Annotated in this window: 20 protein-coding genes; 12 read left to right on the top strand and 8 right to left on the bottom strand. The window is 73.2% G+C overall.

The features are described from left to right. Positions 1–26 precede the first annotated feature (26 nt). The 3 genes from rpsR to L615_RS18940 all read left to right on the top strand — a co-directional run bounded on the left by rpsR (position 27) and on the right by L615_RS18940 (position 1,487). Positions 27–263 (top strand): 30S ribosomal protein S18, encoded by a 237-nt coding sequence (gene rpsR, locus L615_RS18950; protein ID WP_028656466.1) that lies wholly within the window; start codon positions 27–29, stop codon positions 261–263. Between the two features lie 29 nt (positions 264–292). After that, positions 293–739 (top strand): 50S ribosomal protein L9, encoded by a 447-nt coding sequence (gene rplI / locus L615_RS18945; RefSeq protein WP_028656465.1) that lies wholly within the window; start codon positions 293–295, stop codon positions 737–739. Between the two features lie 97 nt (positions 740–836). Continuing rightward, positions 837–1,487, top strand: a complete 651-nt coding sequence (locus L615_RS18940; protein WP_145726124.1) for a hypothetical protein — start codon at positions 837–839, stop codon at positions 1,485–1,487. Between the two features lie 23 nt (positions 1,488–1,510). Here L615_RS18940 and L615_RS18935 read toward each other — a convergent pair whose 3' ends face one another. The 3 genes from L615_RS18935 to L615_RS18930 are packed head-to-tail and all read right to left on the bottom strand — an operon-like array spanning position 1,511 to position 3,430. Then, positions 1,511–2,074: a hypothetical protein gene (locus L615_RS18935; protein WP_028656463.1), complete on the bottom strand. Its 564-nt coding sequence runs from the start codon at positions 2,072–2,074 to the stop codon at positions 1,511–1,513. After that, complete coding sequence (locus L615_RS24615) at positions 2,071–2,307, bottom strand: hypothetical protein (RefSeq protein WP_315897796.1); 237 nt, start codon at positions 2,305–2,307, stop codon at positions 2,071–2,073. Before L615_RS24615 ends, L615_RS18935 begins: the two co-directional genes overlap by 4 nt. After that, the gene (locus L615_RS18930; protein WP_315897795.1) at positions 2,267–3,430 is read right to left on the bottom strand and encodes an MATE family efflux transporter; all 1,164 of its coding nucleotides are present in this window, start codon (positions 3,428–3,430) and stop codon (positions 2,267–2,269) included. Before L615_RS18930 ends, L615_RS24615 begins: the two co-directional genes overlap by 41 nt. 463 nt (positions 3,431–3,893) lie before the next feature. Here L615_RS18930 and dnaB point away from each other — a divergent pair, with 463 nt between their 5' ends. From dnaB to L615_RS18905, 4 genes are all read left to right on the top strand, one after another. After that, on the top strand, positions 3,894–5,303 hold the full coding sequence (gene dnaB / locus L615_RS18925) for a replicative DNA helicase (RefSeq protein WP_028656461.1): 1,410 nt from the start codon (positions 3,894–3,896) through the stop codon (positions 5,301–5,303). A gap of 165 nt (positions 5,304–5,468) precedes the next feature. Continuing rightward, entirely contained in the window at positions 5,469–6,203 is a 735-nt protein-coding gene (locus L615_RS18920; RefSeq protein WP_145726123.1) for a hypothetical protein, read from the top strand. 201 nt (positions 6,204–6,404) lie between these two features. After that, positions 6,405–7,295, top strand: a complete 891-nt coding sequence (locus tag L615_RS18910; protein ID WP_028656459.1) for an ABC transporter ATP-binding protein — start codon at positions 6,405–6,407, stop codon at positions 7,293–7,295. Continuing rightward, positions 7,292–8,905 (top strand): ABC transporter permease, encoded by a 1,614-nt coding sequence (locus L615_RS18905; protein ID WP_145726122.1) that lies wholly within the window; start codon positions 7,292–7,294, stop codon positions 8,903–8,905. Before L615_RS18910 ends, L615_RS18905 begins: the two co-directional genes overlap by 4 nt. A 4-nt stretch (positions 8,906–8,909) precedes the next feature. Here L615_RS18905 and L615_RS18900 read toward each other — a convergent pair whose 3' ends face one another. The 4 genes from L615_RS18900 to L615_RS23520 form a co-directional block, all read right to left on the bottom strand. Further along, positions 8,910–10,022 (bottom strand): glycosyltransferase, encoded by a 1,113-nt coding sequence (locus tag L615_RS18900; protein WP_186449935.1) that lies wholly within the window; start codon positions 10,020–10,022, stop codon positions 8,910–8,912. Between the two features lie 271 nt (positions 10,023–10,293). Further along, positions 10,294–10,437, bottom strand: a complete 144-nt coding sequence (locus L615_RS23525) for a hypothetical protein (RefSeq protein ID WP_186449934.1) — start codon at positions 10,435–10,437, stop codon at positions 10,294–10,296. A gap of 56 nt (positions 10,438–10,493) precedes the next feature. Next, on the bottom strand, positions 10,494–11,027 hold the full coding sequence (locus tag L615_RS18895; protein ID WP_028656457.1) for a 2'-5' RNA ligase family protein: 534 nt from the start codon (positions 11,025–11,027) through the stop codon (positions 10,494–10,496). A gap of 9 nt (positions 11,028–11,036) precedes the next feature. Continuing rightward, entirely contained in the window at positions 11,037–11,177 is a 141-nt protein-coding gene (locus tag L615_RS23520; RefSeq protein ID WP_186449933.1) for a hypothetical protein, read from the bottom strand. A gap of 231 nt (positions 11,178–11,408) precedes the next feature. Between L615_RS23520 and L615_RS18890 the strand changes: the two genes are divergently transcribed. Then, entirely contained in the window at positions 11,409–11,798 is a 390-nt protein-coding gene (locus L615_RS18890; protein ID WP_145726120.1) for a glyoxalase/bleomycin resistance/extradiol dioxygenase family protein, read from the top strand. A gap of 27 nt (positions 11,799–11,825) precedes the next feature. Here the strand turns inward: L615_RS18890 and L615_RS18885 are convergent, their stop codons facing one another. Continuing rightward, positions 11,826–12,161 (bottom strand): hypothetical protein, encoded by a 336-nt coding sequence (locus L615_RS18885; protein WP_145726119.1) that lies wholly within the window; start codon positions 12,159–12,161, stop codon positions 11,826–11,828. Between the two features lie 188 nt (positions 12,162–12,349). On the opposite strand from L615_RS18885, the gene L615_RS18880 reads away from it, so the two are divergent. The 4 genes from L615_RS18880 (at position 12,350) to L615_RS18865 (ending at position 15,089) form a co-directional block, all read left to right on the top strand. Beyond that, positions 12,350–13,663, top strand: coding sequence for an HNH endonuclease signature motif containing protein (locus tag L615_RS18880; RefSeq protein WP_145726118.1), 1,314 nt, complete (start codon positions 12,350–12,352; stop codon positions 13,661–13,663). A gap of 110 nt (positions 13,664–13,773) precedes the next feature. Further along, complete coding sequence (locus L615_RS18875; RefSeq protein ID WP_145726117.1) at positions 13,774–14,001, top strand: hypothetical protein; 228 nt, start codon at positions 13,774–13,776, stop codon at positions 13,999–14,001. A gap of 103 nt (positions 14,002–14,104) precedes the next feature. Next, complete coding sequence (locus L615_RS18870; RefSeq protein ID WP_145726116.1) at positions 14,105–14,446, top strand: hypothetical protein; 342 nt, start codon at positions 14,105–14,107, stop codon at positions 14,444–14,446. Between the two features lie 199 nt (positions 14,447–14,645). After that, the gene (locus L615_RS18865; protein WP_028656453.1) at positions 14,646–15,089 is read left to right on the top strand and encodes an Rrf2 family transcriptional regulator; all 444 of its coding nucleotides are present in this window, start codon (positions 14,646–14,648) and stop codon (positions 15,087–15,089) included. Positions 15,090–15,134 lie beyond the last annotated feature (45 nt).

The raw sequence follows: 15,134 nt of genomic DNA, 5'->3' as shown, positions 1-15,134 counted from the left end.
GCCGGGCTCTGAGGAGGAGCACCACAATGGCGAAGGCAGTCGTTCGCAAGCCGAAGAAGAAGGTTTGCCAGTTCTGCAAGGAGAAGGCCACCGGTGTCGACTACAAGGACACCGCCCTTCTGAAGAAGTTCATCTCCGACCGCGGCAAGATCCGCGCCCGTCGGGTGACCGGCAACTGCGTCCAGCACCAGCGTGACGTCGCGATCGCGGTGAAGAACGCCCGTGAGGTCGCGCTGCTGCCCTACACCTCCAGCGGCCGCTGAGCTCGGGTTAGAGAAGGAGAGCTGAACTCATGAAGATCATCCTGACCCAGGAGGTCGAGAACCTCGGCGCTGCTGGCGACGTGGTCGAGGTCAAGGACGGCTACGGCCGCAACTACCTCATCCCGCGTGGCTTCGCGATCCGCTGGACCCGCGGTGCGCAGGCCCAGGCCGACTCGATCAAGGCGGCCCGCGCTGCGCGTGCCGTCCGCGACGAGGCGCACGCCGCCGAGATCAAGGCCAAGCTCGAGGGCGCCCCGGTCGACGTCAAGGTGAAGGCCGGCCAGGGCGGCCGCCTGTTCGGTGCGGTCACCCCCGCCGACATCGCCGCCGCGCTCGGCGAGGCCGCCGGCGAGTCGATCGACAAGCGCACGATCGTCCTCGGCAACCCGATCAAGTCGCTGGGCAACCACGCGGTCTCCGTCAAGCTGCACGACGACGTCTCCGTCGCCGTGACGCTGAACGTGATCCCTGCCTGACGCAGCGCACGATCATCGGCGTGGCCGGTCCCTCGCGGGGCCGGCCACGTGGCATTTTTGGGCACGTACCTCTCCCCCCTTCCCCAGGAGACCCCCGATGCGCCTGCGCCGACTCTGGCCTGCTGCCCTGATCGCCCTCACCCCCGTCCTCGCCGCCTGCGGCGACGACGACAACGAGCCCGACGACGACGCCACCGAGCCGTCCTCGCAGGCCCCGTCGCCGACGGAGGCCGCCTCGGCGACCGAGGAGCCGACCCAGGCCACCAGCGAGCCGACCAGCGAGCCGCCGGCGGCCGACCTGCTGCCGGCCGCGTGCGACCTCATCACCGGCGACGACCTGGCGAAGGCGATGGGCATCACCTTCGGCCCGGCCGAGCCCGGGGGCGGCACGACCAGCGAGCAGGACCTCGAGTGGCGCAGCGACAACTGCTCCTTCGAGGCCGAGGACCTGGTCGAGGTGACCATCAAGGTCACCGGCCCCTCCGACTTCGTCAAGGGCACCTTCGGCTGCTCGCAGCCCAGCGAGATCGCCTCCATCGTCGAGCCGGCCGATGACATCCCCGGCGCCACCGACGGCTGGTGGAAGGTCAGCGACGCGCCGCCGCTCGAGGCCGAGCTGCGCGCCTGCTCCGCGACGGCGAACGTCGAGGTGGAGATGGAGTACGAGGACGGCGTCGACTACGAGGGCGACCCGCGCCAGCAGGCCGCCCAGATCGCGACCCACGTGCTCAACAACCTGCAGGGCTGAGCAGGCCCGCCGGCCGGCCGGTCTCAGGCGGCGGGGGCCTCGGGGGCGTCGACCTCCGGGGCCCCCGCCCACCTGCGCCCGGCGAAGACGAAGCACAGCACCACGAGGGCGATCTGGACCGCCTGCGCGGCCACCTCGCCCGCCGTACCCACGCCGTCCCAGCCGGCGCCGAAGGCGAGCGGCGGGGCGGCGAGCACGAACAACAGGGTCAGCGCGGCGATGCTGAAGCTGCTCGCCCCGCCGGTCGCGCGGGCGCGCAGGGCCGCCTGGCTGAGCTCGTGGCACACCAGGGCGAAGAACGCGAAGCGCGGCACGTCGGCCGCCCAGCCCAGCGACGGGTCGGTCTCCAGCCAGCGCGCGACCGTCGGCACGACCAGCGCGACCGAGACGACGAAGGCGAGCCCGCCGAGCAGGCGCAGCAACGGCAGCCGGCGCTCGTCGAGCGAGGGGCCGACCCCGTGCAGGCCGACCAGGACCAGGAACCAGCCGAGCGGGTCGGGCAGCGGGTCGAAGGTGCCGGGCTCCGCCTCGACCGGGCCGAGCGCGATCAGGACCAGGCCGAGCCCGACCGCCTGCAGCGGCTTCACGCGGCCGCCCCGGTGACCAGCCACTCCTCGCCGCGCGACCGGCGGAGCAGGGTCGCGAGCCGGCCGCCCATGAACGCCAGGCCGAACACGACCCACACCACGGTCAGGCCGGCACCCAGCGCACTCGTCAGCAGCACGAGCGGAGCGTAGCCGCCCAGGACGACCAGCCCTGCCACGGCCAGGTAGCGGCCGTCACCGGCGCCGATGAGCACGCCGTCGAGCACGAAAACCACCCCGGCCACCGGCTGGAAGGCGGAGGACCGGGACCAGTGCGTCCCGGACCGCGGCGTCGGGGGTGAACAGCGCGCCGAGCCACGGGCTGGCCACGGCGAGCAGCACGCCGGTGGCGACCCCGCTGCGCACGCCCCACTGCACCATCCGGTCGGTGACCTCGCGCGCCGCCTTCCGGTCACCGGCACCGAGGTGGCGCCCGGTGATCGCCTGCGCCGCGATCGCGATCGCGTCGAGGACGAAGGCCAGGAAGTTCCAGATCGTCAGCGCCAGCTGGTGCGTCGCGATCGGCACCGCGTCGCCCGAGCCGGCCGCCACCGCGCCCGCGTCGGCGGCCTCGCCCGCCGCCMGCACCACCGCGGCCGTCGTGACCAGCAAGGACGCGCGCAGCGTGAGCGTGCGCACGAGGAGGGGCACGCCGGCGCGMCCGGCCGCCCGGATCCCCGCCGCGTGCGGGCGCAGGCTGGCGCCCTCTCGGCGTGCGGCACGGACCACGACCGCCACCAGCGCCACCGCCATCGCGACCTGGGCCAGCACGGACCCGACCGCGGACCCGGCCAGCTCGAGCCGCGGCGCCGGCCCGACGCCGTACACGAGGAGGATGTTGAGGGCGAGGTTGGCGGCGTTGCCGGCGACCGCCACCACCAGTGGCGTGCGGGTGTCCTGCAGGCCGCGGAGCACACCGGTCGTCGCGAGCACGAGGAGCAGGGGGGTGGTGCCGAGCGCGGCGATGCGCAGGTAGGTCGTCGCGGCGTCCTCGACCCCGCCCGACGCCCCGAACACGGAGACCAGCGGACGGGCGAGCAGGCTGGTCGCCACGGTGACCGGCACGCCGATCGCGACGGCGAGCCAGAGCCCGTCGACGCCCTGGGCGAGCGCCTCGCGGCGCCGGCCGGCACCGAGCTGGCGGGCGACCCCGGCCGTCGTGCCGTAGGCGAGGAAGACGCACAGCCCGACCACCGTCGACAGCACCGTGCCAGCGAGGCCGAGGCCGGCGAGCTCGCGGGTGCCGAGGTGGCCGACGACGGCCGCGTCACCGAGCAGGAACAGCGGCTCGGCCACCAGCGCGAGGAACGCCGGGACCGCGAGCCGGGCGATCTCCCGGTCGAGGGCGCGGCGGTTCATGCCGTATCCGGCCGGGCCATGTCAAGCGCCGGTGGAAAACTTGACCCCAGCTGTGGAAACCCGGGTTCGGGACCGGCGGAAGATCGGTCGCCGGGGTGGCCCCACCAGGAACGGCGGAGGACCGCCGGGTGAACGGCGACACCGCCGAAGTATTTCCACTCCACAGCTGTGCACCAGCGTTTGCGCAGGTCAGCGGACACTTCGTCGATTCTCCACATCGTTCTTCCACAACCTCCTCCCCAGCCCTTGCACACCATGTCCGCGTGTCGTCCACGACCTCGCCCCAGTTATCCCCAAGGCTTGTGGACAACTCGGTCGCGCCGGCTATCGGGGCGGCCGTGCCAGCCCCTAGGTTCGACGGGCAGGGATGGGTCGGACCCCCTCGGCATGCTCGTCACCGTACGACGTCCCCGCGGCGCCGCGACGGCGCCCACCGCGATCGAGTCAGGAGGAGCCGGAGACCGTGAGCCTCACCGACGACCCGCCGTCCTGGACCGCTCAGCCGCCGGACGACTGGGGCGACGGCCCGGCGCCGTACGCACCGGGCGAGGCGCCCACCGGGGGACGGGTCCCACCGCAGGACCTCGCCGCCGAGCAGTCCGTGCTCGGCGCGATGCTCATCTCCAAGGACGCGATCGCCGACGTCGTCGAGGTGATCCGCGGGGTCGACTACTACCGGCCGGCCCACGAGATGATCCACGAGGCGATCCTCGACCTCTTCGGCCGCGGCGAGCCCGCGGACATGGTGACCGTCGCCGGCGAGCTCCAGCGCCGCGGCGAGCTGCAGAAGGTCGGCGGTGCGGCGTACCTCCACACCCTCGCCGCGAACGTCCCGATCGCCGCCAACGCCGGCTTCTACGCCGAGATCGTCTACGAGAAGGCGATCCTGCGCCGCCTGGTCGACGCCGGCACCAAGATCGTGCAGATCAGCTACGCCGGCGAGGGCGAGATCGACGGCATCGTCAACGAGGCGCAGTCGGAGATCTACAAGGTCACCGACCGCAACAAGTCCGAGGACTACGCCCCGCTCAGCGACATCATGGACTCGGTCCTCGACGAGATCGAGGCGATCGAGAACCGTGAGGCCGGCATCTACGGCGTGCCGACCGGCTTCGCCGACTTCGACGAGCTCACCAACGGCTTCCACTCCGGCCAGATGATCGTCGTCGCCGCCCGTCCCGCGATGGGCAAGTCGACGCTCGCGCTCGACTTCTGCCGGGCCGCCGCGATCCACAACAACCTCACCGCCGCCTTCTTCAGCCTGGAGATGACGCGCGCCGAGATCGTCATGCGCCTGCTCTCGGCCGAGGCGCGGATCCCGCTCAACCACATCCGCAACGGCAAGATGGGCACCGAGGAGTGGGACCGCCTGGCCCGCCACGTCGCCAAGGTCTCGGCCGCGCCGATGTTCATCGACGACTCCCCGAACATGACGATGACCGAGATCCGGGCCAAGGCCCGCCGGCTCAAGCAGAAGCACGACCTGCGGCTGATGGTCATCGACTACCTCCAGCTGATGAGCTCGGGCAAGAAGGTCGAGTCCCGCCAGCTCGAGGTCTCCGAGTTCTCCCGCCAGATCAAGCTGCTCGCCAAGGAGCTCGAGATCCCGGTCATCGCCCTCTCGCAGCTCAACCGTGGTCCCGAGCAGCGCGCCGACAAGCGCCCCGCCGTCAGCGACCTGCGTGAGTCCGGCTCGATCGAGCAGGACGCCGACATGGTCGTCCTGCTCCACCGCGACGACGTCTACGAGAAGGAGTCGACCCGCCCCGGCGAGGCCGACCTGATCGTCGCCAAGCACCGGAACGGCGCGACCAGGGACATCGTGGTCGCCTTCCAGGGCCACTACAGCCGCTTCGTCGACATGGCGCACTGAGGCTGGCCGGAGCTGGTCCGGGGGAGCAGGGAGGCGATATCCCCCGGGTACCCCGTGCGAAAGACCGGGGGTCGTCGCGTGAAGTCCGGTGGTGCGGCCTCTTCCCGTCGGGTCGGTGAGGTGGGACTGTCCGAGGGCTCCCTTCGCTCCCCAGGAGGTCCTCCCGTGCGGTTCTCGCGTTCCTTCTCCGTCATCTCCGGTGCGCTCGTCCTGGTCGGCGCGACCACGATCGCCTACGCCGCGGCACCGGACGACGACCCGGTCATCCACGCCTGCTACGCCAGGGCCGACGCCCCGAGGCAGAACCTCGTCCAGGTCCTGCTCGGCAACGGCGGGCACACCTACACCAAGGGCGACCTGCGGTTCGTCGCCGAGGGCGAGTCGTGCAAGGCCCACGAGACGCCGCTCCAGTGGGACGCCGGCAACGACCGGGTGGCCGAGGAACTGGCCGCGCTCGCGGACCGGGTCGCCGAGCTGGAGGAGCAGGTCGCGGACAACGAGACGGAGGCGGCCGAGCGGATCGCTGCACTGGAGGCGCGGGTCACCGCGCTGGAGCCGGTGGCTCCGCCCGAGGAGCCACCGGGCGACGCACCGGCGCTCTACTTCGTCAGCGAGCCGCGGCCCAACGACGTGACGAGCTGGTGGGCGCCGCGCATGAGCGCCCGGTCGCTGGAGCCCGGCACGATCGTCTACCTCCACGCGGAGTACGACGGCGTGCCGGGCGAGCCGGAGCGCGCGGGGATGATGGAGGAGAGCGGGACCGGAGGCGTCCGCCTCGAGGGCGGGCCGCTCGGCTTCCCCATCTCCTGCTCGGCGCGCAACGCCTACTTCGAGGCGAGCGTCAGCGACGGGACCACCGTGCGGACCGGGGTCATCCCGAAGGGGCCGGGCTGCCCGTGAGCGTCCTGCTCGACCGCGACGACGTCCACGAGAAGGAGTCGACCCGCCCCGGCGAGGCCGACCTGATCGTCGCCCAGCACCGCGACGGCGCGACCCGGGACATCGTGGTCGCCCTCCAGGCCATGACAGCCGCTTCGTCGACATGGCGCACTGGACACGAGGCTGCGGCTGTCGGCTCGTCGGCCGTGCCACACTCGTGGCGTGGCAGTCATCGAGCTGCAGGACGTCGTCAAGACCTTCGGGGCCACCCGGGCGCTGGACCACCTCGACATGTCCGTGGTCGAGGGGGAGGTGCACGGCTTCCTCGGGCCGAACGGTGCCGGGAAGTCGACCGCGATCCGGGTGTTGCTGGGCCTCCTGCGCACGGACTCGGGCACCGTGCGGCTGCTCGGCGGCGACCCGTGGCGAGATGCTGCGCCGCTGCACCGCCGGCTCGCCTACGTTCCCGGTGACGTCTCGCTGTGGCCGAACCTGACGGGCGGAGAGGTCATCGACGTGCTCGCCCGGATGCGGGGCGGGCTCGACGAGGCACGGCGCAGCAGCCTGCTCGAACGGTTCGAGCTGGACCCGACCAAGAAGGCGCGCTCGTACTCCAAGGGCAACCGGCAGAAGGTCGCGCTGGTGGCAGCCCTCGCGAGCCGGGTGGACCTCTACCTGTTCGACGAGCCGACCTCCGGGCTCGACCCGCTGATGGAGGCGGAGTTCCAGGCAGCGGTGCGCGAGCTCAGGGAGGAGGGGGCGACCGTGCTGCTCAGCTCCCACATCCTCGCGGAGGTCGAGGCGCTCGCCGATCGCGTCAGCATCATCCGGGCGGGCCGCGTCGTGCAGTCCGGGACGCTCGCCGACCTGCGCCACGTCACCCGCACCACCGTCGTCGCGCAGACCGCCCGGCCCGCCGCCGGCATCGCCGACCTCCCCGGGGTCCACGACCTCGAGGTCGTCGACGACCGGATCAGCATGGCCGTCGACTCCGACCAGCTCGAGCACGTGGTCGCGGTGCTGTCGGGTCTCGGCGTCCGCTCGCTGGTGGCTCACCCGCCGACCCTGGAGGAGCTGTTCCTGCGCCAGTACGGCGAGGACGTGCAGGTGTGACCGTGTCGCGGTCGCGCTCGAGCTCGGTCACCGGCGTCTCCCACCAGCTGCGGCTGGTCGCGCGCCTGGACCGCGTGCGCCTGCCGTTGTGGGTGCTGGGGCTCGGCGGCACGATCGCGGTGAGCGCCCTGGCGGTGCCGCCGCTGTACGACACCCCCGAGAAGGTCGCCGGGTACGCACGGGTCGTCGGGACGAGCCCCGTGAGCCACCTGATGTCCGGCCGACAGGCCGGCATCGACTCGCTCGGCGGCATCGTCGCCAACGAGATCTCGCAGTTCGCCCAGCTCGGCGTGTGCCTGATGGTGGCCTTCCTGGTCGTGCGGCACACCCGCGCCGAGGAGGAGTCGGGTCGCGCCGAGCTGCTCCGGTCCACCGTGCTCGGGCGCCACGCCGCCACCGTGGCCGGACTGGCCTACGGCGTCCTCGCCGCCGTCCTCATCGCCGCGGTCACGACCGTCTCCATGCTGTCGGTGGGCCTCCCGGTCGCCGGCAGCCTCACGTACGGCGCCGGGCTCGCGCTGCTGGGGGTGGTGCACACCGCGGTCACCCTCGTCGCCGTCCAGCTGTCCAGCACGGCACGCGGCGCCCTGGGCCTGGCGGGCGCCGTCATCGCGCTCGGGTACGTGGTCCGTGGCGTCGGCGCGGTGCAGGACAACGCGCTGGTGTGGGCCTCGCCGTTCGGGTGGGCGCAGCGGATGGACGCGTTCGGGGGCGAGCAGTGGTGGCCGGCCCTGCTCCTCCTCGCGGCGACCGCGCTCCTGCTCGCAGCGTCCGGGTGGCTGATGACCCGCCGCGACTTCGGTGGAGGAGTGCTGGCGGCCCGTCCGGGGCGCGCGACCGCACGCCGTGGCCTGGCGACGCCGTTCGGGCTGTCCGCGCGGCTGCGGCGCGGCACGGCACTCGGGTGGGCGGTCGGATTGACCCTGCTGGGTGCGCTGTACGGCGCCGTCGTCCCGTCGATCCCCGAGCTGGTCGAGTCCAACCCCGAGATGGCTGACGTGGTCGGCGCCGCGGCGGGCGGGGAGGCCCTGGTCGACGCCTTCCTCGCCTACATCTTCCTCTTCATGGCCGTGGTGTCCTGCGGCTTCGCCGTGTCGGCGGTGCTCCGGCTCCGGACCGAGGAGGAGGCCGGGCGCGCGGAGCTGGTGCTCGGCACGCCCGTGCACAGGTCCGCCTGGCTCGGCGCCACGGCGGCCTTCACGTTCCTGGTCACGGCGGTGCTGACCGTGCTCATGGGCGCGGGCCTGGCGGTGGGGTACGCCCTCGGCTCCGGCGACTGGGACCACCTGACCGGGCACGTCGGCGGCCAGGTGGCCTACCTGCCCGGCACGCTCGTGGTCGGCGCGGTCGCGGTCGCCCTCCACGGTGCGGTGCCCCGTGCGGGGGCGCTGGCCTGGGCCCTGCTCGCGTACGTCGCCGTGCAGGTCATGCTCGGCGAGCTGCTCGGCCTCCCGGACTGGGTGGAGGCGGTTTCGCCGTACTCGCACCTCGCGGAGGTTCCCCGGGAGAGCTGGGAGGCGTGGCCGAGCCTGGCCCTGGTCGTCGTCGCGGCCGCGCTGACCGCGGCCGGGATCGCCGGCTTCCGTCGACGCGACATCGCCTCCGGCTAGGGGCTCAGCGCCAGTCCCGGACCAGCGCCTCGAGGCGGTCGGCCGCGCCCGCGGCGCCCGCCTCCTCGGCCATCGCCCGGGCGAGGCGCTGCGCCGCGGGTTGCAGCGTCCGCGCCTCCCGGACGGCCGCGCGCAACCGGGGTGCGGTCAGCCGACGGCGGGGGAGGAGGACGCCGGCCCCGGCGCGCTCGGCCCGGCGCCCGACCTCGGCCTGGTCGCGGCCGAACGGGACGACGACCACCGGCACGCCGGCGGCGAGCGCCCGCTGGGTCGCGCCCATCCCGCCGTGGGTGACGGCCACGGCGGCGTGGGGGAGGACCTGCGAGTGCGGGACGAACTCCTCGACCCGTGCGTTGCGCGGCACGTCCGTGACGCTCGCGCCGGCCGGCATGGTGGCGAGCACCGTGAGGTCGGTGCCGTCCAGCGCGTACCGCGCGGTCCGGACCAGCACGCCGTCGGCCTGGAACTCCGAGCTCGTGGTCACCAGCGCGACCGGCCCGGGCGGAACGTCGAACGGCGCGGCCCGCGGGTCCCAGGCGAGCGGGCCGGTGAAGCAGAACGAGTCCGGCCACTCCTCGCGCGGGTGCTCGAAGGCGCGGGAGGTGAGGTAGAGGGTGAGCGGCGGGCGGAGGTACTGCTCGACGATCCCCTCGAGCGGCGGCGCACCGGCCCCGCGGCGTACCTCGTTGAGCGGGCCGAGCACCGCCCGTTGCACCGCCCCGATGACCAGCGGGCGCAGGACGCCGTCGCGGGCGCGGCCCACGGCGTCGCGCCGCGGCCGCAACCCCGGCCCGAACGGGGGTACGCCGGGGGCGGGCAGGGGCGTCGGGAAGGGCTGGATGCTCGCCCAGGGGAGTCCGGAGGCGTCGGCAACCGCCGCTGCTCCCCAGGCGTTGGTGTCGATGACGAGGACGTCGGGCGCCTCGGCGGTGATCGCGGAGCGCAGGTCGTCGAGCTCGAACCGGCCGCGCTCGACGAACACCCGGGTCGAGCGGCGCAGCGACGCGACCGAGGTGCGGCCCAGGTAGTCGTCGTGCCGGACCTCCTCGATCGCCGGGTCGTGACGAGCTGGGCCAGCAGGCGGCGCCGGTCCCGCCCCGACCGCTCGGCCAGCCACGGCGCGAAGACCCGCCGGCACCACGCCAGGTGGAAGGCGCGCCCCGCGTCGCACGCCGCGGCGAAGGCCGGCACGCGGTCCTCCTGGCGGAGCAGGTGCACGACCGTGTCGCCGTGCTCCTCGTAGTGCGCGACGAGGTTCGCGACCGCGGCGGGGAGGTCGCCGACCGGCGCCGCGCCGCGCTCGCCGGCGACCTGCTCGCGCGTCTCCTCGACCAGCACCTCGACCAGGCCGTCCTTGGAGCCGAAGCGACGCACGACGGTCTGCACCGTCACCCGGCGTCGTCGGCGATCTGCGCGAGCGTGACGTCGTCGTACGACGACCGGGTGAACCGGTCAAGAGCAGCGGCGAGGATGCGGCGCCGGGTCTCCTCGGCGGCCTCGGCCCGGGCGGTCTGGACGTACGCCCTTTTCATGTTCACAAGACGAACACCAAATGTGGTGGTCGTCAATGGCCCGTCTGGGGCGGGTTTCAGCCTGTGTGCGCTTCGCCGGTCTGACCGGAGATTGTCTCGACCACGCGCAGGTCCGGGTCCCACCAGCGCAGCCGGTCCGCGACCAGCTCGCGCACCGGTGACGCGTCGTGCAGCACCTCGATCGCGTCGGCCAGCCGGCGCCGGGGCACCCGGCGGGCGAGGGTGACGTGTGGCGTCCACACCGGGTGCCGCACGCCGGGCACCAGGGCACGCAGGGATGCCACCGCGTCGGCCACGGCCGCGTCGGGCTCGACGAGGTGGGCGAGCGTGACCCGCGGACCGTCCCCGAGCACCAGCAGGCCGCGCACGCTGAGCACGGTGGGCAGCAACGGTCCGAGGAGGTCGACGGCCGGACCGACGACGCCCGGGTCGATCGGCATCGCGGCGACGAGGGTCAGGTGCGGGGCGTTGGTCATCGACCGGTGGTCGGCCTGGGACGGCAGCCCTGCGTGCCGCAGGGCCTCCCACTGCGCCTCGACCGCGTGCGCGGAGGCCTCGTCGAAGCTCAGCTCCAGGGCGTGGTCAGGCACCGGTCCAGCCTAGGCAGTCGCGAGCCGTCGGTGTGGCGGGTTGTCGAGGCCGTCGACGTGGACCCCGACCTTCGGCCCGTCCCAGACGAGCATGGCCAGACCGGCGGCCTTGCCGCACGCGGTCCGCGACTTCAGCTTCGCCAGGTTCACCACCCGGACCTGGAAGGGCCGCCCGCGCCGCGCGGAGTCGTGGACCCAGACCTTCTTGCCGAAGCTCCGCAGCGCCCGCGGCGACAGGATGCAGTGCGAGCGACCACCCGTCGCGTAGAACGCCGCCCCGGACCGGAGCCAGTGCAGGCCGTCGCGCGGCCGGCTCGGCAGGCAGCCCGGTGCGCGGAGTGGCGCCGCGGCCGTGGAGAGCCGGTTTGTGATGGTGGTCGGGTGAGCCTCTTCCGCACCCCGCAGGTCGTCCTGTTCACCCCGGACCCCGAGCGGGCAGCCGCGTTCTACCGCGGCCTCGGGTTCGAGGAGGTGTTCCGCACACCTGCGGAGGGACCGCCGATCCACGTCGACCTCGTCCTCGACGGCTACCGCCTCGGCCTCGCCAGCGAGGCCTCGACCCGCGACGACCACGGCCTTGCCCCCGTCGCCTCCGGCCAACGGGCAGCCGTCGTGCTCTGGACGGATGACACCCGCGCGGCGTACGCACGCCTGCAGGAGCTCGGCGCCCGTCCGGTCAAGGAGCCGAGCGAGTGGCTGGGCCGCCTGCTCATCGCGTGGGTCGAGGACCCGGACGGGCACCTGGTGCAGGTCGCCCAGGCTGTCGAGTGAACCTCGGTCCGCGCGCCTCGGGGCGGGTCACGACCGGCGCTGGAGGGTCCGTCCGAGGTTTGCCACAGCGGCGAGGACCAGCATGGCTGCGAGACCGCGGTAGAGGTGAGCCCAGCGCTCTGCACTCGCCTCGTCGAGCTCGGTGAGGAGCTCGAGGGTCGCGTTGCCGCCGGCGACGACGGCGTTGCCGGTGTCCGCCGCAGCGTTCTGGATGCCGGTGTAGGCGTCGCCGCCGTAGAAGCCGTAGTCGATCTCCTGGCTGAGGAGGTCGGCGTCCGGGGAGCCCGACGGCGAGGGTGCGGCCGCGATCAGCACCACGGCACTCACCAGCGACGCCACGAGCACGAGGACGGCGACGGCCACTGCTGACGTGTGGGAGGGGGAAGCCGTGCCGCGAACCGGGGTGCCGGCGGCGGACGGACTGGACGAGTCGAGATGCATGGCGGTCCTTCGATGGTGGGACTGGCCCGAGGGTCCGCACGGTCTCTCAGGGATCCGACAGAACGTGTTTTGGGCATTGATCATCGAACACATGTTCGATAGGATGGAGCATGGCACTCGGGCCCACCGTCTCCGCAGCACAGGTCGCCGACCTGCGGTCGGCGCTGGCTGCCGGCGAGCTGCCCGATGAGCCGGGCGAGCTGATCGGCCTCGTGGCCGAGCTCGAGGCGCTGAAGTCGACCATCTGCGCGCGCCAGGCAGACGCGGCCGTGGCGTACGACGCGGCCCGGCGCGAGGACGAGGAGCTCGGGGGCGTTCCGGCTGCCCACCGCGGACGCGGGGTCGCCGCCGAGCTCGCCCTCGCCCGCCGCGAGTCGGTGCATCGTGGCCAGGCGCTGCTCGCGTTCGCGAAGGTGGGCCGCACCGAGATGCCGCACCTGCTGGAGCGGCTCGCCGACGGCACGCTCAGCGAGTTCCGCGCGATGCTCGCCCTGCGCGAGACCGCCTGCCTGTCGGCCGACCACCGGGCACTGGTCGACGAAGAACTGTTCGCCGACCCGGACGCCCTCGACGGCATCGGCACCCGCGCCCTGGTCGCGCGGGTGCGGACCATCGCCTACGAGCTCGACCCGGCCTCGATCGCCGAGCGCGCTAGCAACGCGGTGAGGGACCGCCACGTGTCCATCCGCCCCGCGCCCGACACGATGGTCCGCCTCACCGCGCTCCTGCCGGTCGCCCAGGGCGTGGCACTGCACGCCCAGCTCACCCGGGACGCCGCGACGATGACCGCCACCGGAGACGAGCGCCGCAAGGGCCAGCTAATGGCCGACCTGCTCGTCGCCCGCACCACCGGGGTGCCGGTCGGCGACGGACCGCAGCCGCCCGCGGTCCCGGTCGGCGTGACCCTCACGCTCCCTGCCACGACCCTCGCGGGCGGGCACGCGCCCGGCCTCGTCGACGCCGAGCCGGTGCCGGCCGAGATGGCGCGGTTGCTCGTCGCGGCCTCTCTCGACGCGGGCCTCGACACGTGGTTCCGCCAGCTCTACCCCGACCACACCGGGCGCCTCGTCGCGATGGCCAGCAAGCAACGCATCTTCCCCGCCGGCCTGGCCGACTTCCTCTCGGTCCGCGACCAGGGAATCTGCCGTACCCCGTGGTGCGGCGCCCCGATCCGGCACCTCGACCACGTCGAGCCGTACGCCGACGGCGGACCCACCACCGCCGACAACGGCCAGGGCACCTGCGCGGCCTGCAACCACGCCAAGCAGGCCCCCGGCTGGCGCCAGCACGTGGAGCCCGACGGGACCGTCGAGACCGTCACCCCGTCCGGCCACCGCTACCGATCCCGCGCGCCCGCGCCACCCGGCTGGCGCACCCCGCTCTTCGTGAAGACCGGCCACGGTCGCTACACCCTCGTCGCCTGACAGCCCCCTTTGGTGGGTGGTTCTCGCAAACGCTCACGCACGCCCGCGAAAGGTGACATCGTCCCCGGACTCCCAGCCGTTGGGTGACACTCGTGGACAGGACCCGACGCATGTCTGATCTGGCTTACACCGCCACCTACGTCCGCCTGGGGCGCAGCCCCTTCGGTGCGAAGCACAAGGAGGCCCGGGCCTTCGCCCAGTGCCTCGCCGGCGGATCCTGCCTGCTGGTCGTCACCCCGCTGCTGGACGACCGTCCGCCGATCAGGATCCTCGACACCGGGCTGCCCACCTCGACACTGCTGACGCCGACGCCCTCGCCGACGCCGTGCGCGACCTGAGCATCGAGCTGCGCTGCACCGTGTTCCACGGCGAGCCGGAACCGGCAGCGGAGGGGGAGTGGGGCGGCTGGGGTGTCGTCGGCCTGCCGACGGTGGACCTCCGATGAGCGCCGACGACGCGCAGGGCGTGCGCGCCCTCCTGATCGAGCCCGACGGGCCGAGCCGGGTGGTTCGGGTGCGCGACGCCGACGACGTCCGCCGGGTGATGCGGGCGGCCAGCACCGACGCCCACGTCGTGCTCGACGGTACGACGATCGTGTGGGTCGGCTACGGGTCGGAGGAGTGGAACACCACCGCCAGCAGCTTCCTCACCTTCCTCGGATCGGGCCTGCGTGGCGCGGTCAACGGGCCCCTGCTGATCACCGGCGCCGGCGACGACGGCCTCGACGACCTCGGCCCGGAGGTCGAGGCGGCGGCACGCGCATACGGGCTCATCACCGCCTGAGACGCGGCCGGTCCGAGCGACGGCGCAGCCGCTCGAGCGTCCGAAGCACGTCCCGTCCCCGGCCCTGTCGGACCACGACGCCTACGTCGTCGAGGTGGACGTCGCGCGCGCCTGACTCCCGGGGAGCGGCAGTGGATGTGGCGAGGAGCACGCCGCGTTTATTTGGTATCCAAGATGCATATTTCACTACGGTGAGCACGTGGAGCTGACCAAGTTCACCGACCTGGGCCTCCGGGTGATGATGCGTCTGGCCGTCCTCGAGGAGGACGCGCCGATGACCACGCAGGTGGTGGCGCAGCAGCTGAACGTGTCGTACGCCCACGCGGCGAAGGTCGTGGCCCGGTTGCAGTCCCTGGGCGTGGTCGAGACCCGTCGGGGCCGGGCTGGAGGGCTGCGGATCACCGCGGCCGGACGGACGATGTCGGTCGGGCGGCTCATCCGCGAGCTGGAGGGCGTGGACGAGGTCATCGAGTGCGAGGGCGACCATCCGTGCCCCCTCCGGCAGGCGTGCCGGTTGCGCGGGCTCCTGCGCCAGGCCCAGGAGGCCTTCTTCGCCACCCTCGACCCCTGGACGCTCGAGGACCTCACCGCCTCGCCGACCGGACCGGTGCTGCTCTCGCTCAGCGCGCGGCCCGGGAGGTGACGGCCCCCGGACTTCCGTCGTGACCGCGACGGGGAAACCCACTCA

The organism is Nocardioides sp. J9 (genome assembly GCF_007829375.1).
Taxonomy (GTDB): domain Bacteria; phylum Actinomycetota; class Actinomycetes; order Propionibacteriales; family Nocardioidaceae; genus Nocardioides.
Note: the sequence above shows the minus strand (reverse complement) of the source record. Positions and strands in the feature narration are given on the sequence as shown.